Source organism: Mycobacterium sp. NTMscope_Eco_3 (genome assembly GCF_976985685.1).
Window position 1 is genome coordinate 1,761,778 of the sequence record NZ_CDRJYZ010000001.1, and the last position, 25,735, is coordinate 1,787,512.

At 65.0% G+C, this 25,735-nt stretch carries 25 protein-coding genes, 1 pseudogene and 1 riboswitch; of the genes and pseudogenes, 12 read left to right on the forward strand and 14 right to left on the reverse strand.

Going from position 1 to position 25,735, the window contains the following annotated elements; all coding sequences use genetic code 11:
- The 4 genes from AC0KTM_RS08130 to AC0KTM_RS08145 all read left to right on the forward strand — a co-directional run bounded on the left by AC0KTM_RS08130 (position 1) and on the right by AC0KTM_RS08145 (position 6,219).
- The gene (locus AC0KTM_RS08130; protein ID WP_472415396.1) at positions 1 to 693 is read left to right on the forward strand and encodes a hypothetical protein; all 693 of its coding nucleotides are present in this window, start codon (positions 1 to 3) and stop codon (positions 691 to 693) included.
- 199 nt (positions 694 to 892) lie between these two features.
- Positions 893 to 2,326: an AAA domain-containing protein gene (locus AC0KTM_RS08135; protein WP_472415397.1), complete on the forward strand. Its 1,434-nt coding sequence runs from the start codon at positions 893 to 895 to the stop codon at positions 2,324 to 2,326.
- Positions 2,327 to 2,354: 28 nt separating this feature from the next.
- Complete coding sequence (locus tag AC0KTM_RS08140) at positions 2,355 to 5,552, forward strand: AAA domain-containing protein (RefSeq protein WP_472415398.1); 3,198 nt, start codon at positions 2,355 to 2,357, stop codon at positions 5,550 to 5,552.
- Between the two features lie 151 nt (positions 5,553 to 5,703).
- Complete coding sequence (locus tag AC0KTM_RS08145) at positions 5,704 to 6,219, forward strand: DUF3293 domain-containing protein (protein ID WP_472415399.1); 516 nt, start codon at positions 5,704 to 5,706, stop codon at positions 6,217 to 6,219.
- Positions 6,220 to 6,265: 46 nt separating this feature from the next.
- On the opposite strand, the gene AC0KTM_RS08150 is transcribed toward AC0KTM_RS08145, so the two are convergent.
- The 6 genes and pseudogenes from AC0KTM_RS08150 to AC0KTM_RS08175 form a co-directional block, all read right to left on the reverse strand.
- A complete protein-coding gene (locus AC0KTM_RS08150) occupies positions 6,266 to 6,508 on the reverse strand; it encodes a hypothetical protein (protein WP_472415400.1) in 243 nt (80 codons plus the stop codon).
- 379 nt (positions 6,509 to 6,887) lie between these two features.
- The gene (locus AC0KTM_RS08155) at positions 6,888 to 8,051 is read right to left on the reverse strand and encodes a hypothetical protein (RefSeq protein ID WP_472415401.1); all 1,164 of its coding nucleotides are present in this window, start codon (positions 8,049 to 8,051) and stop codon (positions 6,888 to 6,890) included.
- Positions 8,052 to 8,082: 31 nt separating this feature from the next.
- Positions 8,083 to 8,197, reverse strand: a riboswitch (SAM riboswitch).
- Positions 8,198 to 8,356: 159 nt separating this feature from the next.
- Positions 8,357 to 9,571 (reverse strand): tetratricopeptide repeat protein, encoded by a 1,215-nt coding sequence (locus tag AC0KTM_RS08160; RefSeq protein WP_472415402.1) that lies wholly within the window; start codon positions 9,569 to 9,571, stop codon positions 8,357 to 8,359.
- Between the two features lie 32 nt (positions 9,572 to 9,603).
- Positions 9,604 to 10,614, reverse strand: coding sequence for a hypothetical protein (locus tag AC0KTM_RS08165; RefSeq protein WP_472415403.1), 1,011 nt, complete (start codon positions 10,612 to 10,614; stop codon positions 9,604 to 9,606).
- A complete protein-coding gene (locus AC0KTM_RS08170; protein WP_472415404.1) occupies positions 10,611 to 10,889 on the reverse strand; it encodes a hypothetical protein in 279 nt (92 codons plus the stop codon). The genes AC0KTM_RS08165 and AC0KTM_RS08170 overlap by 4 nt, the downstream gene beginning before the upstream one ends.
- 322 nt (positions 10,890 to 11,211) lie before the next feature.
- Positions 11,212 to 11,831, reverse strand: a pseudogene (locus AC0KTM_RS08175) (virulence factor Mce); the annotation flags it as partial.
- Between the two features lie 163 nt (positions 11,832 to 11,994).
- On the opposite strand from AC0KTM_RS08175, the gene AC0KTM_RS08180 reads away from it, so the two are divergent.
- The 3 genes from AC0KTM_RS08180 to AC0KTM_RS08190 all read left to right on the forward strand — a co-directional run bounded on the left by AC0KTM_RS08180 (position 11,995) and on the right by AC0KTM_RS08190 (position 13,696).
- On the forward strand, positions 11,995 to 12,507 hold the full coding sequence (locus tag AC0KTM_RS08180) for a carboxymuconolactone decarboxylase family protein (protein WP_472417415.1): 513 nt from the start codon (positions 11,995 to 11,997) through the stop codon (positions 12,505 to 12,507).
- Positions 12,504 to 13,049 (forward strand): carboxymuconolactone decarboxylase family protein, encoded by a 546-nt coding sequence (locus tag AC0KTM_RS08185; RefSeq protein WP_472415405.1) that lies wholly within the window; start codon positions 12,504 to 12,506, stop codon positions 13,047 to 13,049. The genes AC0KTM_RS08180 and AC0KTM_RS08185 overlap by 4 nt, the downstream gene beginning before the upstream one ends.
- A gap of 113 nt (positions 13,050 to 13,162) precedes the next feature.
- A complete protein-coding gene (locus AC0KTM_RS08190; protein ID WP_225330583.1) occupies positions 13,163 to 13,696 on the forward strand; it encodes a TetR/AcrR family transcriptional regulator in 534 nt (177 codons plus the stop codon).
- Here the strand turns inward: AC0KTM_RS08190 and AC0KTM_RS08195 are convergent.
- The gene (locus tag AC0KTM_RS08195) at positions 13,685 to 14,854 is read right to left on the reverse strand and encodes an acyl-CoA dehydrogenase family protein (protein ID WP_472415406.1); all 1,170 of its coding nucleotides are present in this window, start codon (positions 14,852 to 14,854) and stop codon (positions 13,685 to 13,687) included. The genes AC0KTM_RS08190 and AC0KTM_RS08195 overlap by 12 nt on opposite strands.
- Before the next feature lie 117 nt (positions 14,855 to 14,971).
- Here AC0KTM_RS08195 and AC0KTM_RS08200 point away from each other — a divergent pair, with 117 nt between their 5' ends.
- Complete coding sequence (locus AC0KTM_RS08200) at positions 14,972 to 15,685, forward strand: Rv3717 family N-acetylmuramoyl-L-alanine amidase (RefSeq protein ID WP_472417417.1); 714 nt, start codon at positions 14,972 to 14,974, stop codon at positions 15,683 to 15,685.
- Position 15,686: 1 nt separating this feature from the next.
- On the opposite strand, the gene AC0KTM_RS08205 is transcribed toward AC0KTM_RS08200, so the two are convergent.
- Positions 15,687 to 16,445: a cutinase family protein gene (locus AC0KTM_RS08205; RefSeq protein WP_472415407.1), complete on the reverse strand. Its 759-nt coding sequence runs from the start codon at positions 16,443 to 16,445 to the stop codon at positions 15,687 to 15,689.
- A gap of 221 nt (positions 16,446 to 16,666) precedes the next feature.
- Between AC0KTM_RS08205 and AC0KTM_RS08210 the strand changes: the two genes are divergently transcribed.
- Positions 16,667 to 16,837: a hypothetical protein gene (locus AC0KTM_RS08210; protein ID WP_472415408.1), complete on the forward strand. Its 171-nt coding sequence runs from the start codon at positions 16,667 to 16,669 to the stop codon at positions 16,835 to 16,837.
- A gap of 66 nt (positions 16,838 to 16,903) precedes the next feature.
- Positions 16,904 to 18,391, forward strand: coding sequence for a flavin-containing monooxygenase (locus tag AC0KTM_RS08215; protein ID WP_472415409.1), 1,488 nt, complete (start codon positions 16,904 to 16,906; stop codon positions 18,389 to 18,391).
- A 4-nt stretch (positions 18,392 to 18,395) separates the two neighbouring features.
- Here AC0KTM_RS08215 and AC0KTM_RS08220 read toward each other — a convergent pair whose 3' ends face one another.
- The 4 genes from AC0KTM_RS08220 to AC0KTM_RS08235 form a co-directional block, all read right to left on the reverse strand.
- Entirely contained in the window at positions 18,396 to 18,800 is a 405-nt protein-coding gene (locus tag AC0KTM_RS08220; RefSeq protein WP_472417419.1) for a hypothetical protein, read from the reverse strand.
- A gap of 78 nt (positions 18,801 to 18,878) precedes the next feature.
- Entirely contained in the window at positions 18,879 to 19,421 is a 543-nt protein-coding gene (locus tag AC0KTM_RS08225) for an ester cyclase (protein WP_472415410.1), read from the reverse strand.
- A gap of 59 nt (positions 19,422 to 19,480) precedes the next feature.
- A complete protein-coding gene (locus AC0KTM_RS08230) occupies positions 19,481 to 20,788 on the reverse strand; it encodes a cytochrome P450 (RefSeq protein WP_472415411.1) in 1,308 nt (435 codons plus the stop codon).
- A gap of 34 nt (positions 20,789 to 20,822) precedes the next feature.
- The gene (locus tag AC0KTM_RS08235) at positions 20,823 to 21,170 is read right to left on the reverse strand and encodes an MmpS family transport accessory protein (RefSeq protein ID WP_472415412.1); all 348 of its coding nucleotides are present in this window, start codon (positions 21,168 to 21,170) and stop codon (positions 20,823 to 20,825) included.
- 92 nt (positions 21,171 to 21,262) lie between these two features.
- Between AC0KTM_RS08235 and AC0KTM_RS08240 the strand changes: the two genes are divergently transcribed.
- Both AC0KTM_RS08240 and AC0KTM_RS08245 read left to right on the forward strand, forming a co-directional pair.
- Positions 21,263 to 22,348 (forward strand): NAD(P)H-dependent amine dehydrogenase family protein, encoded by a 1,086-nt coding sequence (locus AC0KTM_RS08240; protein ID WP_225328992.1) that lies wholly within the window; start codon positions 21,263 to 21,265, stop codon positions 22,346 to 22,348.
- A gap of 124 nt (positions 22,349 to 22,472) precedes the next feature.
- Complete coding sequence (locus AC0KTM_RS08245; RefSeq protein WP_472415413.1) at positions 22,473 to 24,182, forward strand: Hsp70 family protein; 1,710 nt, start codon at positions 22,473 to 22,475, stop codon at positions 24,180 to 24,182.
- 14 nt (positions 24,183 to 24,196) lie between these two features.
- Here AC0KTM_RS08245 and AC0KTM_RS08250 read toward each other — a convergent pair whose 3' ends face one another.
- Both AC0KTM_RS08250 and AC0KTM_RS08255 read right to left on the reverse strand, forming a co-directional pair.
- On the reverse strand, positions 24,197 to 24,565 hold the full coding sequence (locus tag AC0KTM_RS08250; RefSeq protein ID WP_472415414.1) for a hypothetical protein: 369 nt from the start codon (positions 24,563 to 24,565) through the stop codon (positions 24,197 to 24,199).
- Positions 24,566 to 24,639: 74 nt separating this feature from the next.
- Positions 24,640 to 25,734 carry a class I SAM-dependent methyltransferase gene (locus tag AC0KTM_RS08255; RefSeq protein ID WP_472415415.1) on the reverse strand — a complete coding sequence of 365 codons (1,095 nt, stop codon included), beginning with the start codon at positions 25,732 to 25,734 and terminating at the stop codon, positions 24,640 to 24,642.
- Position 25,735 lies beyond the last annotated feature (1 nt).

The following is a 25,735-nucleotide window of genomic DNA, read 5'->3' on the forward strand; positions in this document are numbered from 1 at the left end:
ATGGCCTGGAACGAAGCGAAAGGGCCAATGGACAGCGACGATTCGAGCAAGCTGCTGTGGGCTTTAGATAAGGCCATCGGTACAGCGGGCGGCCTAGCGAGACAGCGGGTCGAGTGGCTTCGGCGAAGCAACCCGCACTTATCGGATGCTCAGTTGCTGAAGAAGATCAACGTTGCGTTCTCTTCGGCGGTGACGAGCACAGGTGCCGCGACGGGAGCCGTTGCTGCAGCACCGGGTGTGGGTACCGCCGCAGGCCTACTAGCCGCGGCTGGGGACACGTCGTGGTTCCTTGCTGCGGCCGCCACCTACGTGTTGAGCGCCGCTGAACTGCGGGGGATTCAGGTTGAGAGTTTTGAACACCAACGTGCGCTCGTTTTGATGGTGCTGGCAGGTGGAGGTGGATCGACGTTCCTCACCAAGGCAGCCGGCCGGACCGGTCCGCACCTGGGGAAGGTGGTGACGAACGCGGTACCGTTGTCGACGATCCGGTCGATCAATAAAGTTCTTGGCGCAAATTTTGTGACGAGGTACGGGGCTCGGCGCGGGATCGTGGTGATTGGCAAAGTCGCACCGTTCGGCGTCGGCTTTGCGATCGGCGCCGGGGGAAATCTGGTCATGGCTCGCGGTGTCATCAAGTCGGCGAAACGCATGTTCGACTCCGCCGAAACGCTCAATGCAGCAGAGAGCGACTAGAGGTATGCGGCCCAGCCCCCACCTCCTGCAAGCCAGCATCCGATAAGCGCGCTCGTCGGTTGAGACGTCGCCACGCACCAGACCATTTCTGTCGGCAGTTGAGCGCACCTCCGAAACCACACCGCCGTGTCGGTAGTTAGGGCTACTATCCGTCGTGGTCCGCATCCAGGATCATCACTGAGCGAGCAGGAGTGAACAGGTGGCCGAGGCTGAGGAAACTGTTGAAGCGCGTCTTCTGAGGAAGGCCATCAACCTTTTCACGTTCCTCGGCAGAACCCAGCAGTTGCTCGTTAAGCCGGTGCGGAACGCCGAAAACTACGAGAAGCTGATGTGGTTCGGTGAACTGCCTGACCACTCGGCGATCCATACCGCTCACCGAACGGCGTCTCCGAATGCCGAGACTCCGATCCTCGCGGTGGACCGCGTTGGGAAGATCGACCCGCCCGAGCCGCCAGGCCGGCTACGACAATGGCTCACCGGCGAGATCGACAACGTCGACCAGCCGCCCACCCTTCGCGAGGCGATCAACAGCGAAAGACCTCGTCAAGCGGACGATGACTCCACCGATGAGCCTGACCTCGACCTCCACCGAATCGAGCTAGGCGACGCACCTGAGATCACCGAACTCTTCGGCAACTGGCTGACCGACTGGCAATTGTGGGCCGACCGAGAGCGGCACGACGCCGCTGCGCGTGATGTCTACAAAGAATTGTTCGCCATCCACCTATCGTCGACCGACCATAGCGAAGAGTTCGAGCTGGTCCTGGGCGTGGGCTGCCTGTCCTGGCGTCCACCCGGCCACGAGCAGGTTCGGCGACATGTCACTACGGCGCCGGTCTCGATCGGATTCGACGAGAGCACCGGGACCCTGGCGGTGACCCAGGTACCCGCGCCCGAAGCCGTCTCGATAGAGCTCGACATGTTGGATCCGGCGTTGATTGCTACGCCGGCCAAAATTGACGAAATCAGGCAGCTGGCCGCCGGGTACGAAGGGCACGTCCTCGACAAGACCGGCATGGGCGACGTATGCCGACGCCTCATTCATCGCCTCGATGCCGACGCGGAATACGACGACGAAGGCCTGGCCCCCCCGAGCACCGCTTCGCCTCGCGGTGCCTATGCACCCGCGCTGATCCTGCGCCGGCGGACCAACCGTGGCCTCGTTCAGATTTACGAAAGCATCGTCGCCCAACTTCGCGCCGCGTCGGAAGTTCCCAGCGGCATCCTGCCTCTCATCGACCCAGACAGACAGCCGGCCGAGGAGCCGAACTCACTACCGGGCGCGGTCGTGTCGATCGGCGATGAAGACTTCCTTCCGCTACCCGTCAATGACGCCCAGCGCCGAATCATCAGTAGAGTCGATCAGACCGCACAGACTGTTGTGCAGGGTCCGCCCGGCACCGGCAAAACGCACACCGCTGCAGCCTTGGTATCGCACCGGCAAAACGCACACCGCTGCAGCCTTGGTATCGCATCTCCTCGCCAAGGGCTTGCGTGTTCTTATCACCGCACACACGGACCGAGCGCTGCAAGAAGTCCGAATCAAGCTCCCGCGGGAAATCCAATCCCTGGCTGTATCAGTCATCGGCCAATCACGCTCGGACATGGCAGATCTCCGCACCGCGGTCGATAACATCTCACGACGTGCAGATGAGTTCGACATGGCCGATTCGGCCAAGGCGATTGACACGCACCTCGCCAAGATCGAAAAACTACGCAGACAACGAGCTGAGGCATACAGCCGCCTCATCACTATCCGCCGGCAAGAGGTGGAGACACGTGATGACGGACCAGAAGAGGGCACCCTGGCGGCGATCGCCTATCGCCATCTTCGGGAAGAACCGGACTTTGCCTGGATTCGCGAATTCGATATCGACCAAGATGCTTCCGGTGAGTCCGTCTCTACTGAAGACATCGTTCGGTGGCGCGCACTGCTGCGTGACCCAGACATCCTTGCCAACGAGGACGAGGCGAGTCGACTCCTACCTGACCTTTCAGCTCTGCCCTCTCCAGCCGGGTTCGGTGCGCTGGTAGACGCCGAATCGCTGGCAAACCGACAGAAAGACCATTATCAGAACCTGCTGGCGCACGAGTCATTTGAGTTTGTAAGGTCGTTAGCTCCGCAGCTGCGTGAAGAACTTCGCGCTCGAGTGTTCGAACTAGCCGACCACGCACTAGAACTCGAGCGACGCGAAGAATCGTGGATGAATGATGCACTTCACGACGTCCGCGCTGGTAAGCAACAAATGTGGCTGGCCCGCTCAGCGCAGCTGAAACAGCTCGCCGACCAAGCATCAGCTCTGATCCAGCGGTTTGGTCCCACCGCCACCATCACTGTTATGGGCGGAGACATTGACGTCCATCAGCAGATAGCCAGATCGCTTATCGAGCATCTAGATTCAGGTAACAAGCTGAAGGTTCTTCCCGATGGATCGCCAAAAATCGGTCCGTTCACTGCGAAAGCCGTAAAGCTGGCCGAGCCCTTCTTCACGCAAGTGAAGCTCAATGGATTGCCCATAGTGACACGAGAGCAACTCGGCCACTTTATCGACTGGGTGGAAACCGGAAGGTTGGTCAGCGCGATGGAACACGCATGGCCGATCAATGTCGTAATTCCCGATGAAGACACGTTCGATGAAAAGGTTCAGTGGCACAGAACCGAAGTGGCACAACTGGACAAAGTTCTCGCGCTGGGAGACCAGATCCAGGTGGAGCGCGCCTGGTTTGAACGCAACGATCTGCCCGTTCCTGACTGGAACAACCTTGATGCAATCCGGCGATTCTCGAGGCTGGTAGAGGCTGCTGCCGCCGCCGATGCCGCCGTCACCTCGAGAGCGCCCATCGATGACCTCATTCATCGCTTGAAGTCACACGAGCAGTTGGGGAACCATCCATCGGTTGTCGTGGATCTTCAAGGCGCAGTGGGAAAGCGAGACGTTGCAGGGTATGTCGCGGCACACGAGAGATTGACCCACCTGCACGCAATCTCGGATTCGATCGCGGAACGCGAGCGAATCCGTGCCCTTCTAGATCAGTTAGCACCGCGCCTCGCAGAGGCCGTCGCCGCAGAGCCTTCAGACACCGTGTGGGACGCCCGGCTTGAGCGATTCGAACAAGCCTGGCGATGGGAGATGACAGGACGTTGGCTCCTCGCCCAGGAGAGCGAAGACTCGAATGCACTCAAGGTCAGATTGAATGCCCTCGAACAACAGATCAGGAGCGAGGTCGAACTCCTCGCGGCCGAGCGAGCATGGCAGCACGCGGTTGCCCCTGGCCGCCTTACGGGCGCTGCTCGAGCGAACTTGACCCAATACGCACAACTCGTTGCATCTTTGGGTAAGGGTACCGGCAAGTACGCCGCGAAGAAGCGGGTCGAGATCGCGGAAGCGATGGACCGCTGCCGCCCCTCAGTGCCCGTGTGGGTTATGCCCATCTACCGAATTGCCGAGCAGATGCGCGTTCAGCCAAATTTGTTCGATGTCGTTATCGTCGACGAAGCGTCACAAGCCGGGCTCGAAGCATCCTTCCTGCAATATCTCGCACCGAAGATTGTGGTGATCGGTGATGACAAGCAGGTTTCACCGTCTGCGGTGGGCGTTGACCAGCAGCAGCTGCGCGACCTGGCCAACTTGTATCTTGCCGACGACACCTATATCGCTTCGTGGCTCGATCCCAAGCGAAGCTACTTCGACGAGGCAAACATGCGCTTCGGCGGCCGGATTACTCTCACCGAACACCGTCGCTGCGTCCCCGAGATAATTGGATTCTCGAACCGGATTGCGTACGAGCCAGAGGGAATTCGCTTGGTCCCTGTACGCCAGTTCGGCGCGGAGCGGCTTGAGCCGATCAAGGTCGTTCACGTCGTCGACGGCGTCGAGTTGGACAACAAAACGAACAAAGTCGAAGCAGATGCAATTGTCGATCAGATCCGAAAGTGCTTAGCAGATCCCCAGTATGACGGGGCGACGATCGGCGTGATCTCGCTGCTCGGAAAGGAACAAGCCAGGTTAATCGAGCACAAACTGCTCGACGCTGTTCCTCCCGAAGAATGGGCGGCACGCGAATTACGTTGCGGCGACGCGTCTGACTTCCAGGGATCAGAGCGCGATGTCATGTTCTTATCGATGGTGAAGGCGCCGACCGCCGACCGCCGACTGAGCGCTCTCACTGCTGTCCAGTACGTTCAACGCTTCAACGTGGCGGCATCACGTGCAAAGGATCAGATGTGGGTGTACCACTCGATGCCGCGTGAAGCTTTGTCGAACCCTGAGGATATGCGGTATCAGTTGCTCGATTACTGCTACGGCGTCGCGAACCGGTCGCGTAACGAACTTAATGCTCCAGCACCGGGGTTCGTTCCGGAAGACGTCTTAGTGCCGCCCTTTGATTCGTTGTTCGAACAGCGGATATTCAACCGGATAGTCGACCGCGGCTATGCCGTGATACCCCATTACCCCGCTCTCGGTTACAACATCGACCTCGTCGTGGTTGGAGCCAAGACAAGACTCGCAGTCGAATGCGATGGCGACTTCTGGCACGGCCCTTCGCAGTACGAAGCCGACTTGGCGCGTCAACGCGAGCTAGAACGCTGTGGGTGGGAGTTCTTCCGTGTCCGGGAATCTGTGTTTTACGCGGACATGCCTGGTTCTCTTCAGAGACTGTGGCAAACGCTCGACGAGCTCGACATCCGTACGGCGGATTGGCTCGATCAAGAACTCGCTGATGCCACCGATGACGTAGTGGACGGTCTTGATCTGGCAGATAACTCGGGGCTGGTCATCCAACCGGGTCCGGAAGTACGAGCTGGCGACGCACCGGCGCCTGCTGTTGACGCTGGTATTGCTGTGTCGTTCGAGTAGACAATCAGTACCCGCGGACAATAATTTCAAAGGTCAGCGGCATGCCGTGCAGCCAGTTTGGGACGCACGGTGCTGAGCGGCTCAGCGGTGTAGTGGTCTCGATCAAATCCTTGAGAATCGCGTCAGCGCCGTCGAATTGATGGGCTCTCTTTTGAAGATCTATGACGACTTCGAGTGGACACCACCGTCCGTATTGGCGGAGCTCGCGCACAACAAACGTCCATGGCTCTACTACCTCGCGACGGCTGTGCGCTTCGACTCCGGCACCGTCCGACCCGCAGACGATGGGGACGGCGAGAATCCACCACTGGGACCGCTGCATGTCATCACGGCCGTGCACCCGAATTCACACCCTGACAGCGCTGAGAACGCCGTGCGGATGGCAGTCCTCGACAGCGAGCTCGTCAGACGTGGCGTCGAGGCCTTACCTGCTGTCGGAGTCAGTTTCGATGACAACCATCGGGAAGACAGTCGAGCGATATTCGGCTTCACCGACAACGAAGCCCGCGCACTCGGGCGGAGGTTCGGGCAAGTCGCGATATTTGGGTGGCGCGGCCGACAGTGGTCAGTATTGGCTTGCGCCACCGATCGGATTGAACGCCGGGCGTGGCGGTGGGAAGTCAACGAAGGCTATTGCGCCGAAGGCTTTGTCAGACCAAGCGGGTAATACTCAAAGCGCCAAGGGCGATAACCGGACGGCCCCGCGGCTCGAATCACGTGTGTTCATGGCCCGGAAGGTCAAGGGGTTTGCGAGCTTCGAGGTCAAAAATTGCACTCTGCCGGTTGCGCTCACCGTGCGTCACGGCCTCCGTGCGATCCTGCATGTTTGTGGAGATGTCGGTCTTAAATTGGCGATTCTCATCTGTCCACACGCCGACGTAGTTGTCTGGATGCTCGGGCCCGAGCACATTCCGATGTTTGCGGATGTATTCAATGAAATAGTCGTCGAGCTTCACCGATATCTCCCTTCGTGCCATGGTTTTCAGGCAAACCGTGCAGTCTGCGCAAGCCGGCCCGGATATCGTCATCCGGGCCGCATCCGGTAAGGCGGTGGTGCCACCGGCGCGGGCCAATGTCTCGAAGTCCCATCAAGGGGTCGGGGTGAATCATCGGGCTCTCAAGAAGTTTCGGGGAAGGATGTAAGTCTCACCGGGCTAGCGGGTGTGGGCAGTGAGTTTGTTCCCTTCTCGACGCCATAGTCGACGGCGGTAGGCGCCGGCAGATCCTTAGCTCAGCTTCAAGGCGGCGAGACCGACTCGGTCGTGGCTGTGTACGCCGCCCATGATGTCGAATTAGGCGGTCGTTGTGGTCGCCGGCACGTCCGAGGGTCCGCCATCACTCACAGAGTCCCCGCAAGATTGTCGCGCCCCCGGTGAGCCGCATGAGGGCATCGATCGTTGCCTCACGGCTAGGCGGAAACTCCTCGAGCCACACTCGAAGCGTCACGTCGGCCGCTGGTGGGAATCTGCTCGACAGCCGGGTGACCTCGCGGTCCCGCCATTCGAACAAGGCTCGTTGATCGTCCATCACTTGCGCGAGCCGCCCGGCCTGCTCTCGCTGACGCTCGGGTGGCGCAGAGCCGTGAACACAATATCCGTTCATGATGCTGTGTCGTCCCAGCGGAAGATTCATTCGGTATTTCGATCTGATGGCATCGTTGACGGAGCGGCAGTGTTCACACGCCAACCAGGCCCACTTCGAGGTGCCGCCGGCTGTTCCGCGACCGCAGATGAGACACAGGTCTCGCTCTTGGGAGACGTCGTATCCGTCCCATTTCTCGGGTCTGTCCTCGCACGGGCATGATTGCCACCTGCCTGATATTGGTCCCCGCACCCGGCCGCATGGGACGTGGACCGACAGTTCCGTCAGCCGCTCTGTCGGCGCGAGATTCGGTGCTATGGGTGCTTCGGGCGACTCCACTTGATCCGAGCGCGACCCGGTATCCAGTGTGTCGTGTAACCGCGCAAACGCGTCGACCGACGTTTCGATACCAGGCGGCCACTCGCGTTGCCAGATGCGCAGCGGGACGTCGGCCTGGGCCTCGAATTTGCTTGCCAGTCGGTGGTATTCGCGTTCACACCACTGGCGCACGCGGTCGTCGCCGTGTGCGAAAGCATGGAACCAACCGCGGCGATCCTGTGGTTCCACCGAGACCACCCTCCCGTTCGTGAGGGCGTACCGGGTGAGGGCGAAATCCTGATCTCCATACTCGTCCCGCATACCAGCGATCGTGTCGTTTGCTTGGCGGCATGCCTTGCAGGCCAGCCATTCCCAGCGTGACGTGCCGCCGGCTGTCGCCGTCAGACAGATTACGCACAGCTCCTGCTCCCGGGAGACTGCACAGCCGTCCCATTCCTCCGGGTCGTCCTCGCAGGAGCACGACTGCCAGCGTCCCCCGCTGACCGGACCCCGCAACTCCCCGCACGCAATATGCACAGACAGCTCGGTGATACGGTCGCGCAGTGCGGCGTCACTGGCGCCAAGTTCGTCGATCGTCATCTCTCGTCTCCTGGCGACGCCACTGTCGGGCGTCCACCGCTTGCACGCAGGGGCGCATGCCAGCTCTTCCCCTGAGGCACCATGCGGCGATCGCGCGGTTGCCGGGACGGCGGGTCAGGTACCCGAACTGCCGTCCACTCATGAGCCAACATCAGGTTAAGTTAGGGCACTGACAAGGCCGATGTCCCTGAACCGCCTCGAACCGATCCTGAAGCATGCCGGATGCGACGCGGCAGGTTGGGATCGGAGGCGGTCGCCAATTTTGGCCGTCTACGGGATAGTCCTATGCCCGGAGACCGTGCAGCTCAGCCCGCGGTAGGGCGCTGCGCTGCCGCCCGCTCGGCCCAGAACTGTGCACCAGCCAAATCCGGAGGATCCACCAACTGACTAAGCAGTGCGGCGAGGTTATTCATCGCGTTGACGTCGCCCGCTTCAGCGGCGATCTGCAACCAGTGCCGCGCTGCAGGTAGATCGGGCGGATTCCATTGCATCAACAGGCCGGCGAGTTTGGACATCGCGCCGATGTGACCTGCGGCGGCCGCGACCTCCCACCACCGGCGAGCTGCTCCAGGATCAGGCGGATCCGAGTGATTGAGGAGCAACAGTCCCAAGCTCATCATTGAGTCAGCATCCCCGGCGGCGGCTGCTGTCTCCCACCACTGCCGCGCTGCACCAAGATCCGGCGGCGCCATCCTCGCAGCGAATAGGTAACCGAGGTTATACATCGCCCCGCTATGCCCACCCTGGGCGGCCTTCTCATACCAGGTCTGTGCCGCTGCCAAATCCGCTGGCTCCCAATACTTCGTGAGAAGCCGACCGAGATTGAACATGGCCGTGACGTCGCCGTGTTCCGCCGCCTTCTCCCACCAGCGGCGTGCGCCTCGCCTATCGGGTGGATCCACCGACCTGAACAGCAAGGTGCCCAAATGACACATGGCCTCGGGGTTGCCGGCATCTGCGGCCTTTTGCCACCACGCACGAGCAGCTTCCACGTGAGGCGGCTCGGCACGTATGAGCAGAGAGCCCAAGTCGATCATCGCGTCTGCATGTCCCAGCGCCGCGGCCTTCTCCCACCAAGATTGGGCCGCCCGACGATCGGGCGGATCCCACATCGTCAGCACACGACCAAGTTCGGTCATCGCGACCGGTTCGCCCGATGCGGCGGCTATCTCAAGCCATCGGCGAGCCGGTGCGAGTTCAGGAGGATTGGCGAGCACGAGAAGGCCAGCCAGGCTGACCATTGCCGCGTGATGTCCCGCGTGCGCCGCCTTCTCCCACCACGAACGCGCGCCCGCAAGATCCGGGGGATGCGACGAAGCGAGCAGGATGCCCAAGTCATACATCGATTGGACGTGTCCGACACCGGCAGCCTTCTCGTACCACCCGCGCGCAGCCGCCGCATCCGGCGGTGCACATCGGTACGCCAATAGGACCGCCAGATCGTGCATGGCTTCCGCGCTCCCAGCAGCGGCCTCGCCCTCCAACCGAGCCCGCTCGGCGACAACTTCTCGGTCCGTCATCGGCGCAACCTAATCCTTAGCGACCACATCCATTAACTCCATTCGTCGACTATCGCCCGGATCGATGGGTGAACGCTGCCGTAACTCACCAGGCGGATATCCAAGCCGGCGTTCTCCGTGATGGCGAGTGCGCGGTTCATTGCGTCGTCGATCCATGCATCAGCATTACCGAAGGCACCGCCGCCCAATCGGGTCAGCAATACCGTGTTCGAACCGCCGGAAGCGGCTTGCTCGACCGCGGCCAGAACTGTCGCCTCGTACGCCCCTTCGAGAACCAAGCGCGCAAACGATTCCCACGCCGGTGCATCGACCGACGAATACTTGACGGGAAGTGCCGAGCAGAACGCCTGTGACACGATCCGCCGTTCGCTGCCAGACACGTCGGTGACCTCGACGTTGCGGTGCAACCCAATTGCGAGTTGCGCCCGCAGCGTGTCGCGCAGATCTTCGGAGGCTTGTGCAAGCAGATCGGTAATCGCGCGCAGCCCGTCCTCCGTGCACAGTGCATAGCCGTTACGCATAGTCCAGAGATCGGTGGCAGGTCGTCCGAGCGCCGATGAGAGTGCTTCACCCATGGGCGCCAGTGCGTCGAGCTGGCGGTCGCGGGTTTGGCCGATCCCATTATCAATCGGTACGCAGTAGTTGCGGAAGATCGTGGCGGCGCCGGCCGCAATCGCGCAAGCTGGGCCCTGAGTGGGGTCGTGGGCGTACCCCGAAACGCCTTCTTCGGGAGACACGGTGTGATGGACCATTTCCAGAAGGTTGAACTGCGAGGCAACCTGAAACAACGCACCCGCGAATTCGGGCTCGGCGTGTAGCGCCCTCGCGTCTCCGACGAGGTAGGTCACGGTAGAGCGTTGCGCGGTTGCGTTGTTCACCCGTGCACGCAGTTCGGCCAGCGTGGGGATCGTCAACTCTCCGCATGCATACCGCTTATTGTTAGCCGTCGATACCAATTCGTTGTGCTCGACGCGCAGTCGCTGCTGTGTCCAGTCATACGGGCCTTCGCGGAAACCCATGAGGCGTTCGAACCAGTCGCTCATGCTGGACCCTCACCACTAAGAACGGCGCCTTCGTGGGTGACGACATACATCGGCTGCGTCCCGTCCAGTTCGAGCTTCCAGGTTATGACCTCGAGGTATTGATACCGCAGGTTGATATGGAAGGTGCCACGCAACTCGGGTGTGGAGAAGCAGAGATTGGACTGGGGCAACTCGTGGAGGAGATCGGCGGTCACCGTGGCCTCGGGTACAGGTGCCGCGTCGAGTACGCCTGGCCAAGGGGTTATTTTCGCAACCAGTTGCTGATCGAACGTCATGCGCAGATCATGCCAGCACACAGCGACAAAGTTCCGGCGGACCGATGCCAGCCCTGAATTACCGAAGGTTTCTGTTTGTTGCTTTGCTTGAAAGTGTCAGACGTCCAATTTGGGAGGAGTTCGCTTCATAAGTTGCCGTCCGCGGCGGCATGGCGAACCTGGGATGGAACCGGATGTGGCACCGGTCTGCGCGTTACTAATACGCCGTCGGCCACCTTTCGCGGGCGCATAAGGCGACATTGAAATCAGACTTCTTGAAATTTTTGATTCTGGCTCGGGTGTGTGCTTTGAGTGAGCTTTCTACACCATTGATCCGTGGCCCTCACGGCGAGCTAACCAGCATGTCTTTCCACGTCTTCGGCGTTTTCGCCCGCACCAAATCCGACTGCCGATACATCTGCCCATCCGGCGCAACATACCTTCCCGTGCCCGGGTCATAGTGCAGCACCGCAACTGAAGGCGACACACCAGAACCGTTGGTGCCAAACGCGCTTGGCGCCGCGGGCACGGCATCCGCATCGGGCGCCGTCGGCGGCCGGTTGAGCGACCCCGGCGCCGGCGGCCCCGGCGGTGTCCCAGCGGGCGCCGCCCCAGGCGGCAATGGCGTCCCGTCCACAGCCCCGAACGTCCGCTGCTCGATACCAGCCCGGTCATCCGGCGGCAAACCCTGCGACAGCAGATTGGGATCCAGTGGATACGGCCCCAGCCGCATGCTGCCGCTCTGCAAGCGGCACATACTTTTTGTCGCTGTTGCAGATTTCGACTGTGGGAGCGCGCTTTCCGGGCATTGTTAATGCAGGGATAGTTGCGCGCCCCGCGGACAGAGATCGGCGAGTCCTGCGGCAGTTTGCAATACAGATTGTCCGGGGTGTCGGCCTCGCTCATATCGGCGGGGGAGCGCCACTGCGAGGGTGGTAGGAACCCCACAACAGTGCTGCGCGGCAACGCACCTCACGCCGACGTCCAAGTCGCGGTGTCGATGCTCGCCCCGATAACACGACGAACCAGGCTGTCCAGTGCGTCCCGACAGTGGCCGTTGAAACCGACCGCCAGGCCGAATCTAAACTCCAGGAACCCCCATCGAAAGGGAATACGCGTGACCCGCATGCCGCTCGCCAACGCAGACGAGCAACCCGAACGCATCAAAGAGCTCCTCGAACGCCCCGGCACCCTCGACGTGCTCCGCCTGATCGCCAACGCCCCCAACGTATTCGAAGAGTGGGCGCAGATGGCCGGCCAGCTCTTCGAAAGCCCGACCTTCAGCCCGCGGATGCGCGAAGTGATCATCCTGCGGGTGGCCCACCTGCAGGACTCGCCCTACGAGCTCGCCCAGCACGTGGCCTTTGCCCGAAAGGCGGGGCTCACCGACCTACAGATCGACGCCCTCCAGAACAGAGCGAACATCGACACGGCCGGCTTCAGCGACGACGAACGCCTCGTCATCGCCACCGTCACCGAACTGTGCACCACCCGCCGCCTGTCCGACGACTCCTTCGGCCAAGCCCACGCCCTCCTCGGCGACGAGGCGCTCACGGAACTGCTGATGATCGTCAGCTGCTACTACGGCCTGGCGCTGGTGCTCAACGCCGTCGACCTCGACATCGACGCCCCCGCATGACCCGCATCCCGTACCGCGAACCCCAAGACATGCCCGAACTCGCCCGCGAATTGACCGCGCGGCGGGGCAATCTCAACGTGTACCGCGCGCTGGCCAACGCCGAGAAGGTGTTCACCAGTTGGATGGTGGCCGGCGACGCCGCCCTGAGCAGCCCGGTGCTGCCGAGGAGGCTGCGCGAACTCATCGTCCTGCGCACCGCGTATCTCATGGACTGCGCCTACGAGCTCGGCCAACACAGAGACGTCGCGCAAACGGTCGGGATCGACAGCGACACCATCGACGCGCTGACCTCCGAATCCGATTGGCAGACCGGCGATTTCGACCCCACCGAGCTGGCCGTGCTGCGCCTGACCACCGAGCTGGTCACCACCCGCCGCGTCGCGGCCGAGCTTTTCGCTCGAGTGCACGACGCCCTCGGGTCGGAGGCCACCATGGAGGCGCTGATGGTCATCAACCGCTATGCGGGCCTGGCCCTGATGCTCAACGCGCTCGACGTAGACCTCGACGACACGGCCCGGCTCCCCATGCCGCCGACCCGATGACGCGACGCTAACCTGCGGTTCCTCCACCAGCCAATCGGCGTTCCCGTAATCTCCACGATGTGGTGGTGCGCAAGCAGCCGTCGACCCGCCTATCGGCCGAGGACTGGCTCGAGGTGGGCTACACCGTGCTCGCCGAAGAGGGTGTACGCGCGCTCAAAGTCGAACGCCTCTGCCAGCAGGCCGGTGTCACCCGCGGCAGCTTCTATTGGCACTTCGAAGACATCGACCACTACCGGGCCGCGCTCGTCGAATCGTGGAACAAGTTTCTCGAACGCGACCGCCAGGCGCTCTCCGAGCTCGACGAGCTGCCACCCCGGGAACGCCTGTCGGCCCTGACGCACACCCTGGTCAGCCCCCAGTACTGGGTGCTCGAGCGGGCGATGCGCGAGTGGGCCCGCCTGGACCCGATCGCCGCCGAGAACATCCGCGCCGCCGACCGGCTCCTGCTGCGCACCGTGGTGAAGGCCTACCACGACTACGGTTTCAGCCTCGAGGACGCCAGGCTGCGCGCTGAGCTGACGTTCGCCGCCGGCATCGGGCTGCTGCACCTCACCAGTTCGCCCGAGCAGGCGCAATCGCTGTCCCAACGGGAGCGGTTCCTCGACCTCATGCTCTCCGAGGTGGGCGTCGCGCGCTCAGATCATTGAGATCGGCGAGATCTTCGCGCCAATCGCCAACGCCCCGGCCAACTCTCGGCTCGTGTCGTAGTCGAACACCACATGCCCCGACGCGATGTCCACGTCGCGCTTGGCGCGCTGCAGCGGGCTGGACAGGAAATGGGCGCTGGCGCCGGACGCTTCCATGAGATCGGCGATGATCGCCCGGCACTCGTGCACGGTGCGCGCGGCCGCCAGCCGGGCGTCGGCCCGCACCGACCGGCTTACCCGCTCGCCGCTGACCACGATCGTCTCGATCTCGTCGGCGGTCGCCGCGATCAGCGCCCGCAGCGCGCTCAGCCGCACCCGGGCATCGCCGAGGCGGATCTGCGCGGCCGGCTGATCCTTTTGCGCCACCCCGCTGTAGGCCAGCACCCGTCCGCCGAGCCGCTCGGCGAACAGCTCGGTCACCCGTTCGGCCGCCCCGAGCACGGGCATCGACGCCGTCAGCGCCAGCGCGGGAACCATCGGCCACCGGTACGTCGGGACCCCGTGCGCACGCGCGCCGGGCGCGGTGCCGCCGTAGATGTCGGCCACGGCGACCAGCCGGTGCTCGGGGACGAAGGCGTCGTCGACGACCAGGTCATGCGAACCGGTGCCCCGCATCCCGGCCGTGTGCCAGGTGTCGACGACCTCGACCTGGTCGGCGGGCAGCACCACGAGCGCCGGATCGATTCCGTCCTCGCGCTCGATCAGCGCGCCGACGATCATCCAATCGGCATCCATCGCGCCCGTCGCCCACGACCACCTGCCGGTCACCCGCACGCCGGCGTCGGCCGGGATGCCGCGGCCGGTGGGGGCCAGGGGAGCCGGCGCCAGCACCGGTCCGGACGCGAACACCTCCTCCTGCGCCCGCGGATCGAACAACGACAGCATCCAGTTGTGCAGCGCGTAGAAACCCAGCGTCCAGGCGCTCGAGGCGCAGCCGTGCGCCATCCGCCGAATCGGTTGCAGCAGTTCGGGAAACGAGGCCTGCAGGCCGCCGAAACGCGACGGCAGCAGCAGGCGGAACAGGTCGGTCTGCCGGAAATCGCTGACGGTCGCCGCGGGGAGGCGCCGCGACCGCTCGGCCTCCTCGGCGCGATCGGCCAGCCGCGCGACGAATTCGTCGGTGATGCCGTGCAGGGGACGGCTGTCGACCACGGACATGCCGACGACCGTAACATACTTTTTAGTATGTAGGTGGCCGGTTGTTACCATCGCCCGGTGAGCGATCGCCAAGGCGGGCTGCGATCACGCCGCGACATCCTGAAGATCGCCGGTGTCATGCCGGTGGTTCTCGGCGCCGCCGCCGTCCTGCCCGCCCCGCGCGCGGCCGCCGGCATCGCGGGCATGTCCGTCTTCCTCGACCCCGGCCACAACGCCGTCAACGACGCCTCGATCAACCAGCAGGTGCCCAACGGCCGCGGCGGCACCAAGCCCTGCCAGACCTCGGGCGCCGCGGCCGGCGACGGCTATCCCGAGCACACGTTCGCCTGGGCGGTGGTGGGGCTGGTCAGCGACGCGCTGAACCAGATGGGCGTTCGCACCCAGCTGTCGCGCGACAGCGACAGCGGCGTCGGCCCGTGCATCGACCAACGCGCGGCGGCGGCCAACGCCATGCGCCCGGACGCGATCGTGAGTGTCCACGCCGACGGGGGACCCCCGTCGGGCAGCGGATTCCACGTCAACTACTCGAGCCCGCCGCTGGGCGACGTCCAGGCCGGGCCCGCCGTGCAGCTGGCCCACGCGATGCGGGATGCCTTGGCCCAGTCGGGTTTACCGCCGGCGAACTACATCGGCTCCGACGGCTTGTACGGGCGCGACGACCTGGCCGGGCTGAACCTGGCTCAGTACCCGGCGGTCCTTGTCGAACTCGGCAACATGAACAACGCGGGCGACGCCGCGCGGATGCAAAGCGTGGACGGCCGGGCGGCGTACGCCGTCGCGGTCACCCGGGGGATCGTCGCCTTTCTCAGCGCCAAAGCGCCGGCCGGCTGACTCAGCTGCCGAAGCCCCCGCCCGTCGGCGCCGGCGCCGGGGCTGCCCCGCCCGTGCCGAGGTGGCTGGAGGCGAAGGCGACGCCTTTGTCGATGATGGAGCCGTCGTCGGCGTAGGTGTTGTGGGCGGCGAAGTTCATGCCGTCTGAGCAGACGGGGTCTTCGACGGCGCAGACTTTGAGGGTTTTGTCTTGGTACATCGGGCCGATGACGACGGGGGGTTCGCCTAAAAAGTTCATGGCGCGCACGTTGGGCATGCCGAAGAGCACGACCGAGGAGACGTGGTTGGCGACCGCGGGGTCGAGCGGTTTGGGGACGGTGGCGGGGTCGATGCCCTCGGGCACGGCGGCCGAGGTGACAAAGCCCATGACGGCTGCGCCTTGGGAGTAGCCGCCGAGGACCATTTTGGTGTTGGGGCAGTCGTGGGCCATGGAATTGACGTGGGCGCCGGCGTCGCGGATGCCGTCGATGCCGGTGTCCCATTGGTCGGTGGCGGGGTAGTTGACGGGGTAGACGTCAAAGGAGCGGTCGCCGACGCGTTGGTGCAGGGCGTCGACGAAGGCTTGGCCGGTGGGGCCGACGCCGGGTTCTTCGCCGGTGCCGCGGGCGAAGACCACTTGCACGTCGGGACATTGGGCCGCGGCGGTGGGGATGAGGGAACCGGAGACGGCCGAGGCGGCCATCCCCGATGCTGCGATGACTACTGCTGGACCAAGAGAACGAACAATGCGACGCGGGATCATGCCGTCCAACGTGCCCATGCGAGCCCCTCCCAAACTGTCAACTTGCCGACGATTTCGTGACGTTTTCCTGTATACCGGGGCGCAGCGGCGGGCGGTGGATGGCGGCTTCGTCGCCGCCATCGGACCGACGTAGCCATTGCGCACTCGGGTTACGAAAAAACACTTTAGGCCGTCGTGTGATGTCGTTTGTCGAGGGTAGCCGCACATCGCGAGACACGGCCAATCGAGGGGCTGGCGACATGGCAACGGGCGAAACGGGTTTCGGCGAGGTCGCCTTCGATCCTCTTTCCGTTCAACACCACTCGGCGACGGCGGGCCCGGCGACTCCGACATTGCTGAGCGAGCGCACAGGTGTCGGCATGGTCACATACCGGCAACGCTCAGGTGCGCTCGGCGTGGCGCCCTATTAGAGTGACGTATCTTAGGGAAAGCTTATGATTCGTTAAGTACGGAAACAGGTAGCACGGAGCAAGGCTGTGAACACAGACCGTTTCGACGCAATCATCGTAGGTGCAGGTTTTGGCGGCATCGGCGCCGCAATTCAGCTCAAACGCCTTGGCTTCGACGACTTCGTCATCCTCGACCGCGAGGACGACCTGGGCGGGACCTGGCACGTCAATCACTACCCGGGCATCGCCGTCGACATCCCCTCCACCACGTACTCGTACTGGTTCGAGCCCAAGCCGGACTGGTCACGGCTGTTTGCGCCCGGCGCCGAGGTCAAGCAGTACGCGGTGGACGTCGCCGACAAGTACGACGTGCGCCGCCACATGCGGTTCAACAGCACCGTTGAAGGCGCCGAGTGGGACGAGGACGCCGAGGTCTGGCGGGTGGCGCTGGCCGGCGGCAAAAAGCTGACCACCCGCTTCCTGATCACCGCGACCGGCTTCCTGTCCCAGCCGCGGCTGCCGGACATCCCCGGCATCACCAGCTTCGAGGGCAAGATCGTCCACACCACCGCGTGGGACCACGACTACGACTGCACGGGCCGGCGCATCGCGGTCATCGGGACCGGCGCCTCGGCGGTTCAGCTCATTCCCGAGCTGGCCAAGCAGGCCAGCGACCTGACCGTCTACCAGCGCACCGCGACCCACATCATCCCCAAGCCCGACTTCGAGTTCCCGCCGGCGGTGCGACGCCTGTTCGCCCGGCTGCCGGCGGCGCAGCGCGCGCTGCGGTGGGTCACCGACATCATCTTGGAAATCATCATGGTCGTCGGGGCGCTCCACTATCGGGAGTCGCGGGGGCGCGGCAACATTTCGGCCGCCGACCTGGCCAAGATCAACCGATTCCGGTGGATCCGGGACAAGGAACTGCGGGCCAAGTTCACCCCGGACTACGACTGCGGCTGCAAGCGGCCCACGCTGTCCAACAGCTTTTATCCCGCGTTCGCCAAGCCGCACGTGCACCTGGAGACCAACTCGATCGAACGGATCGAGCCGGACGGCATCGTCACCACCGACGGGCGCAAGACCGTCATCGACACCCTGGTCCTGGCGACCGGTTTCGACCTGTGGGAGGCCAACTTCCCGGCCATCGAGGTGATCGGCCGCAAGGGACGCAATCTCGGTAAGTGGTGGCGCGAGACCAGGTTCCAGGCCTACCAGGGCGTCTCCGTGCCGTACTTCCCGAACTATTTGGGCCTGGCGAGCCCATTCGCCTTCTCCGGACTGTCCTTCTTCCACACCATCGAATACCAGATGCGGCACATGGACCGGCTGCTCGGCGAGGTCAAGCGCCGGGGCGCGACGACCTTCGAGGTGACCGAGGAAGCCAACGACCGGTTCATGGAGCGGATGACCAAACTGCTGGACAGTTCGGTGTTCTACAGCGGCGACTGCGCCACGTCGCGGTCGTACTACTTCAGCCCCAGCGGTGAGGCATCGCTACTGCGGCCCACGTCGACCCTCAATTCGGTGCGCGAAGCGCAGACCTTCCCGCTCAGCGACTACGTGATCGCCTAGCGCCTCAGCGGCGCGCCGATCCGGTCAACGGTTGCCCGTTGGCGGACTGCAGCAAGCAGATGACGGTGCTCGGGGTGGGGTTGGCGCCGGTGCGGTCCTGGTTCGAGTCGATGAGATACGTGATCGAAAAGCGGCCGCTGTCAACGGATTGGCCGGTGTAGGGGGCGAGGCCGGCGTTGCAATCCTTGTTGGCGACCGTGGCGATGGCGGCGTCGACGGCCATCGGGGCGCGCAGATACACCTCGGCCAAATGCGCTGTCGCACAATCGACCACGGTGACGTCGACGCGGCTCCCGTCGGCCGGCGGCAGGTCGGCCACGCACTCACCGGCCCGCAGGTCGATCCACTTCTCGGTGTGCGAGCCCGGTGGCGACGGCGCGGCGGTGGCAGCGGCGGTGGTACCCAACATGGCCGCGACGGCGAGGGCGCCCACCGGGTGAAGGCGTGAAGCCCGCATCGCAGCCTCCCTTGCTCTTAGCGGTGCAGTTTAGGAGGTGTCGGTCAGCGCCGGGTCCGGTTTTGCCGAAGACATCGACAGGAAGCCGCGCACGCAGCGCGCGGCCAGCCACCAGTTCGCCGGCTTCTTCATGTCCAGCCCGCCCAGGAGCTGTTTGACCATGGTCAAGCTGTCGCAGTAAATGCGTTCGCAGACAAGCGTTTCCGTGTCGTCGAAGACGAAGTAGGCGGTCATGCGGACGCGGAAGCGGCTGCCCGTCGGCGGGACCTTGCCCAGGTAGCCGCGGTGCGTGCCCATCAACCAGAATTCGACAATCACGGCGTCCGCGCTGTGCCGCAGCGCGATGATTTCGTGATCCTGATCGGGAAACGCCGTCCGGGTGTCGGCGTAGTAGCGGCGCACCGCCGCGTCGCCGTCGTGCACGAGCATCTGGGGAATCAACTCGTAGCGGGGATGCGGGAATGTCGACAAGACGTCGTCCCAGTCTTGGCGGACCTCGTCGTGAAAATGGTCGAGCACGAGTTTCTGGCGGGCGGCCAGCACCTCGGACGGCGGAAACGCGGGGATGGTCACGTGGTCAGCGTAAGCCCGCGCTCTGCGTCTGCTCGCGAGAAAAGGTGAGGAGAGGTGGCCTAGCGCGGGGGAGTCCAGGCGACCGGCAGGGTCTTGATGCCGTGGATGAACTGCGACAGCAGCCGCGCCGGTTCGTCCGTCGCGACGATGTCGGGGATCTCGCGGCGCAGTTCGTCGAAGACCACCCGGATTTCGCGACGAGCCAGGTTGGCGCCCAGGCAGAAGTGCGCGCCGCCGCCGCCGAAGCCGAAGTGGGGATTGGGGGTGCGGGCGACGTCGAACACCCAGGGATTGCCGAACGTCGACTCGTCGCGATTGGCCGAGTTGTACCACAGCGTGGCCTTGTCGCCGGCCTTCATCTTGGTGCCGGACAGCTTGAAGTCCCGGGTCAGGGTGCGGCGCATGTAGATCACCGGCGACGCCCAGCGCACGATCTCCTCGACGGCGGTGGGCGCCAGGCGGTCGAAGTTGGACCACCACTTGTCCCGCTCGGCGGGATAGCGCGACAGCGCCAGCACGCCGTGGCTGATCGCATTGCGCGTCGTCTCGTTGCCGGCCACCACCAGCAGGATGAAGAACGACGCGATCTCCGCCGACGTGAGCCGTTCCCCGTCGACCTCGGCCTCCACCAGGCTGGTGGTCAGGTCGTCGTGGTGATTGGATCGCCGGTCCTCGGCCAGCGCGCTGGCGTAGGCGCCGATGTCCATCGACACCTGAAGGAACTCCCCGAAATCCGTGGCCAGGTCCGGGTCGCCGAACCCGAGAATCACGTTGGTCCAGTGGAAGATTCGCTGATGGTCCTCCTCCGGGATGCCCATCATGTCGCAGATCACCTGCAGCGGCAGCGGACCGGCGAGCTCGCTGACCAGCTCGGCCTCCCCGTCGGGATGGTTGGCGATCAACGAGGCGACCAACCGGCGGGCCCGCTCGCGGACCGACGCCTCGATGCGCGCCACCACCTTCGGGGTGAACGCACGACTGACGATCGAGCGCAGCCGCTGATGCCGCGGATCGTCGAGCACGATCATCGAGCCGAAGTACTCGCTGATCTCCGGGGTGTTGTCGTTGATCGTGATGTTGGGGCTGGAGCTGAAGATGTCCGGATGACGGCTCGCGAAATACACGTCGTCATGCTTGGTCAGCGCCCAATGCCCGTCGCCCGGTTCGAATCCCTCGTACTCGACCGCCGGCCAGAACGAGATCGGCGCCTCGCGGCGCAGCGTGGCGAAGGTGCCGTCGCGGTAGTCGTCGTCCAGCGCCCAAAAGTCCAGCGACTCGAGGTGGATGTCGGCCAGCGGAATGTCGGGCGGTGGCGCCCCGTTCGTCCGCGCCGCCAGGCCTTTCCTGGGACCCGTCTTGAGGCTCACCTGGACCTCCTCGTGTCGTGCGGGGACTGCCCGGTCAGTGGGTGCAGACCGTTCTGGCGGGCGTGCCGACGGTGGCCGTCGCCGCGCTGACCACGTTGCCGTCGACCAAGATCTTGCAGGAGATGGGGCCCGGCCCCTGCGCGCTGATGGTGAACACCTCCCCGCCGAACCCGGTGAACTCCGTCGACCAGGGCAGCGGCGCATTCACCTGATGCAGCTGCCCGGTGTCGGTTTGGTAGTAGATGAATTCGGCGACTGCGGGCCCGTTGACCTCGTAGCGGATCTGCGGCATCTGGGGCAGGGCGTGGGCCACGCCGCAGGCATTCGCGAACCCGAAACCGACGGCCAACATGATCGCAGGTCCGGTCAGGTGCTTCGTCATGAATTGCATCGTGTCACCACGGGCGACGGTAGGGAAGCTTAATGTGAAGTTCCAAGCGGGGGCCTGGTGAGCTGGAAAGGTGGCGGTAAGGCATGGCGGGACACGGCGCAAAGCGTGTGGTGGTGTTCGGCACGGGTTTCGTCGGCAAGATGGTGATCCCCGAGATCGTCAAACATCCGCTGTTCGAATTGGTGGGCGTCGGTGTCAGCAACCCGAACAAGGTCGGCCGCGACGTCGGCGAGATCTGCGGAATGGGCGAGAAGGTGGGCATTCTCGCGACCGACGACATCGACGCGCTGATCGCGCTGAAGCCCGATGCGCTGGTGCATTACGGCCCGACGGCCATGCACGCCAAAGAGAACATCCTGCTGATCACCCGGTTCCTGCGCGCCGGCATCGACGTGTGTTCGACGGCGATGACCCCGTGGGTGTGGCCGACGATGCACCTGAACCCGCCGAACTGGATCGAGCCGATCACCGAAGCCTGCGAACTGGGCGAGTCGTCCTGCTTCACCACCGGCATCGACCCCGGATTCGCCAACGACCTCTTCCCGATGACGCTGATGGGCCTGTGCTCCGACATCCGGCGCGTGCGCGCGTCGGAACTGCTCGACTACACCAACTACGAGGGCGACTACGAATTCGAGATGGGCATCGGTCGCGAGCCCGAATTCAAACCCATGCTGCAAGACCGCGACATGCTGATCTTCGCGTGGGGCGCCACCGTCCCGATGATCGCCCACGCCGCCGGCATCATGCTCGACGAGATCACCACCACCTGGGACAAGTGGGTGACACCGACGGAGCGCAACTCCGCCCGGGGCGTCATCAAACCCGGCCACGTCGCCGCCGTCCGGTTCACCATCAACGGCGTGTACCAGGGCGAGACCCGCATCCAGCTCGAACACGTCAACCGGATCGGCCTCGACGCCGCCCCGGACTGGCCGACGGGCCACGACAACGACGTCTACCGCGTGGACATCGAGGGGACCCCGAGCATCTTCCAGGAGACCGCGTTCCGGTTCACCGACGGCTCCGGCCGGGACGCGGCCGCGGCCGGCTGCCTGGCGACCGGGCTCCGCGCCCTCAACGCGGTGCCGGCGGTCAACGACCTGCGGCCCGGCTGGGTCACCCCGCTCGACCTGCCGCTCATCGCCGGCGCCGGCAACATTCGCTGACCGGCGCACAGCGGCCACATAGCTGCCGCCGACACCGGATACAGGTTTTGGCGGCACAATGAGCGTTTAGGCAATGGGCGCTGGCCGGGCGCGAATTGGTGCTGCGAGCAACGGGGATCGAACTATGGCCAATGGAGCCGGGACCGCACTGGGCCTATCGATCGGTGCCACCAACCTGGCGGCCGCGACCGCCGATAACGCCATCACCCGCAAACCCGTCCTGACGCTGTATCCGGACCGCCCCGCCGAGATCGGCATCCCCGCCGAAAACCCCGGACTGCAAGGGCCGGGCGTGGTGGTCACCGGCTTCGTGAACCGCATCGGCGACCCGCGCGGCATCGTGGCCCCCGACGGCTCGGTGCACCGCAGCGAGGTCTTGCTCGCCGACGGGTTACGGGCGCTGGCCTACGCCGCGACCAGCGGACGCCCGCTGCCCGACGACGTCGCGGTCACCTACCCGGCCCACTGGGAGTCGCCCGCGGTGGAGGCCCTGGGCGCCGCGCTGAGCGAGATCCCCGAATGGTCGGGGCGCGCGCGCCCGATCCTGTTGATTCCCGACGCCGCCGCGACGCTGCTCGCGGTGCGGGCCCACCCGGGCATACTCGCGCGTGGGACCGTGGCGGTGTGCGATTTCGGCGGCAGCGGCACCAACATCACGTTGATGGACGCCGACGGCGACTACCGGGCGCTGGCGCCGACCGTGCGGCACCACGATTTCTCCGGCGACCTGATCGACCAGGCGCTGCTGGGCGTCGTCGTGGCCAACATGCCGACCACCGGCGCATTCCCCACGGGCACTGCGGCGATCGGCTCGCTGAGCCGGCTGAGGAGCGGCTGTCGGGTCGCCAAGGAACAGCTGTCCTCGAGCGCCGCGACGACGCTGACCAACGGGCTCACCGGGGCGCGCGGCGAAATCCGGCTCGCCCGACACGAGCTCGACGACGCGATCCGCCCGGCGCTCACCGGCCTCCTCGCGCGGCTGGATGAAACGTTGGCGCGCAACGGAATCCGCGACCTCGTCGCGGTGGTCGCGGCGGGCGGCGGGGCGAACCTGCCGGCCGTCACCACCACGCTGGCGCAGCATTTTCGCGTCCCGGTCGCCACCACCCCGCGGCCCCAACTCGCCGCGGCGGTCGGCGCCGCCTTGCGCGTGGCGCACGGTGCCGGTGACGCGACGTCTGCGGCACCCGCCGCCCCCGCCACCGCGACGGCCCGGGCGGCGAGACCGGATCGCACCGCGACCGCCCAGGTGCCGCCCGCGAATCCCGCGCCCATGCCGATCCGGGCCTGGTCGGCCACGGCTCACCAGTCGCGCGTCATACCGGACGGCGTCGCGCCCGACGCGGACGCGGCGACCACGCGCATCGCCGCCCCGGCCGCGCGGCGCAAGGGGCTGTTCGCGCGGTGGCGCCTGCTGCCGGCGGCCGCGCTCCTGATCACCGCCGCGGCGGTGCTGCTGGTGGGCACCGCGCTGGCCGTCGGGCTCAACTCGCAGGACAAATCGGCGACGACGCCCGCGCCCGCGCTGACCACGACGCCGGCCGCCCCGGCGCCGCAAAGCGCGACCGCCGAACCCGGGCCCGTGGACGTTCCGGTGCCGTCGACCTCCGATACCAACCCGCCGGCCGAGACCGAGACGCCGATGACCACGACGCCGCGGGCAACTCCTCAGGCGGCCCCGCCCGCACCTCCGATGGCGCCGCGCCGCGCGGCGCTCCCGCCGATTCCACCGATACCCGTGCTCAACGAGCCCATCCCCGGGCTCGACCGGGTCAACCAGATCATTCAGGAGATCCAGGGCGGCCTGGGCATCAACGCGTTGCCTGCCCACTGACCCGCGTTCGGGAATTACCTTTCGGTGATACCTTTTTCGCCCTTGTTCTCCGCGGTCGCGGCTTCCCTCAGCTTCTCGTTGAGGGCCTTGTCCTTGTCGATCTGTTCCTGCAGGTCCTTTTCCTCGCGACCCTCGTCGGCATTCGCCTGGGCGTCCGTGCCCTCGGCGACTTCGTGCTTGGGATTGCCGTCCTCGTCCAGCCACTCGTTGACCGCGGTGCCGGACACGCTTCCGCCGGTGCCGGGCAGCACGATGGTGGGCTTGTCCTCGTAGGCCTCCATCATTTTGGCGGCCTCTTTTTTGTCGTCCTCGTCCGGCTCCGGCTTTTCGGTCATTCGTTGCTCGTCGTCCTGACCGGACGATTTATCGTCCTGCACGCTCATGCAGCTACCCCCTTGCATCGCAGATTCGACGATTGCTGGGGATTACCCGTTGCGCGGCCGTGCCGAAACTCTCCTCAGCGCGACCCGTCGCCCTTGACCAGCACAACCAGGGCCTGCGGGATCCGCATCGGCTCGGGTGCGCTTGACAGGCGCTCGGCGACCGAGTCCTGCAGCTGCTCGACGAATTGCGCGGCCCGCGGGTCGTGGATGCCGCCGTCGAGGGCCCGCACCAGGGCGGGGAACAGCGCGGACCGCGCGAACGCCGCCCACTGGGCACCGAAAGCGTGCGCGTCGTGGTCGGTCTGGAAGCGGGCCCAGAACCGATCCTCGGCGTTGAAGATCTCGAGGTGCTCGATCATCAGGCCTTCGAACCGCCCCTTGGGGGCGAACGGGGCGCGAAAGTCCTTCTCGTTGCGGGCGAAGGTGGGAATGATCATGCGCCGCAGCTCATCTGGGTTCAGCAGGCCGTCGCGCGCCTGTTCGTCCAGCGCCCCGACGATCGCGTCGAGCAGCGGCGCGAAGCCTGCCGTCTCGTCCTCGTCGGCGGCCAGCGTCAGCGCGACCACCCGGCCCGCCGGCGCCAGTTCCCGCCCGCGAAACGCCACGAAGTTATGCCAGTCCAGCGCGGCCTGGTCGGAATAGGCTGACCGCACCGCGTCGTCGGTGGTGCGCGAGACGTGCACGTGATCGGGCACCTCGCAGGGTGTTCGGCTCAGCCACTGCGTCGCCCAGGACGTCCAGCCCAGGTTGACGGTCTTGGACGGCACGATCTGGTTGTAGAAGGACCGGCCGATCGCCGAGGTGAACGTGGCCCCGTCGAGGTGCAGGTAGCTTTCCGGGTCGTCGGCTACCGTGCCGAACAACGCGGTGAAGTCGTTGTGCGGTACGTCGGTGTGCGCCACCAGGATTGCGTGGTCGTGGCTGGTGCGCCGGCGCAGCACCGCGATGGCCGACGACAGCGGTCGCAGCGAATTGTGGCCGTTGGCGGCGCCATAGTCGGCGAGGACGATGGGCTGCGGCGAGCGGGGCAGCGCAACGTGTTCCGCGGCCCGCTCGAACACCGCGATTGCCTTCGCCAGGCCGGCCGCCCGCAGCCGCGACGCCTCGGTGAAGGTCGGCTCGGGGCGGACCACAATGCTCGATTCGGGCATCGGCGGTTCGGGCTGCATA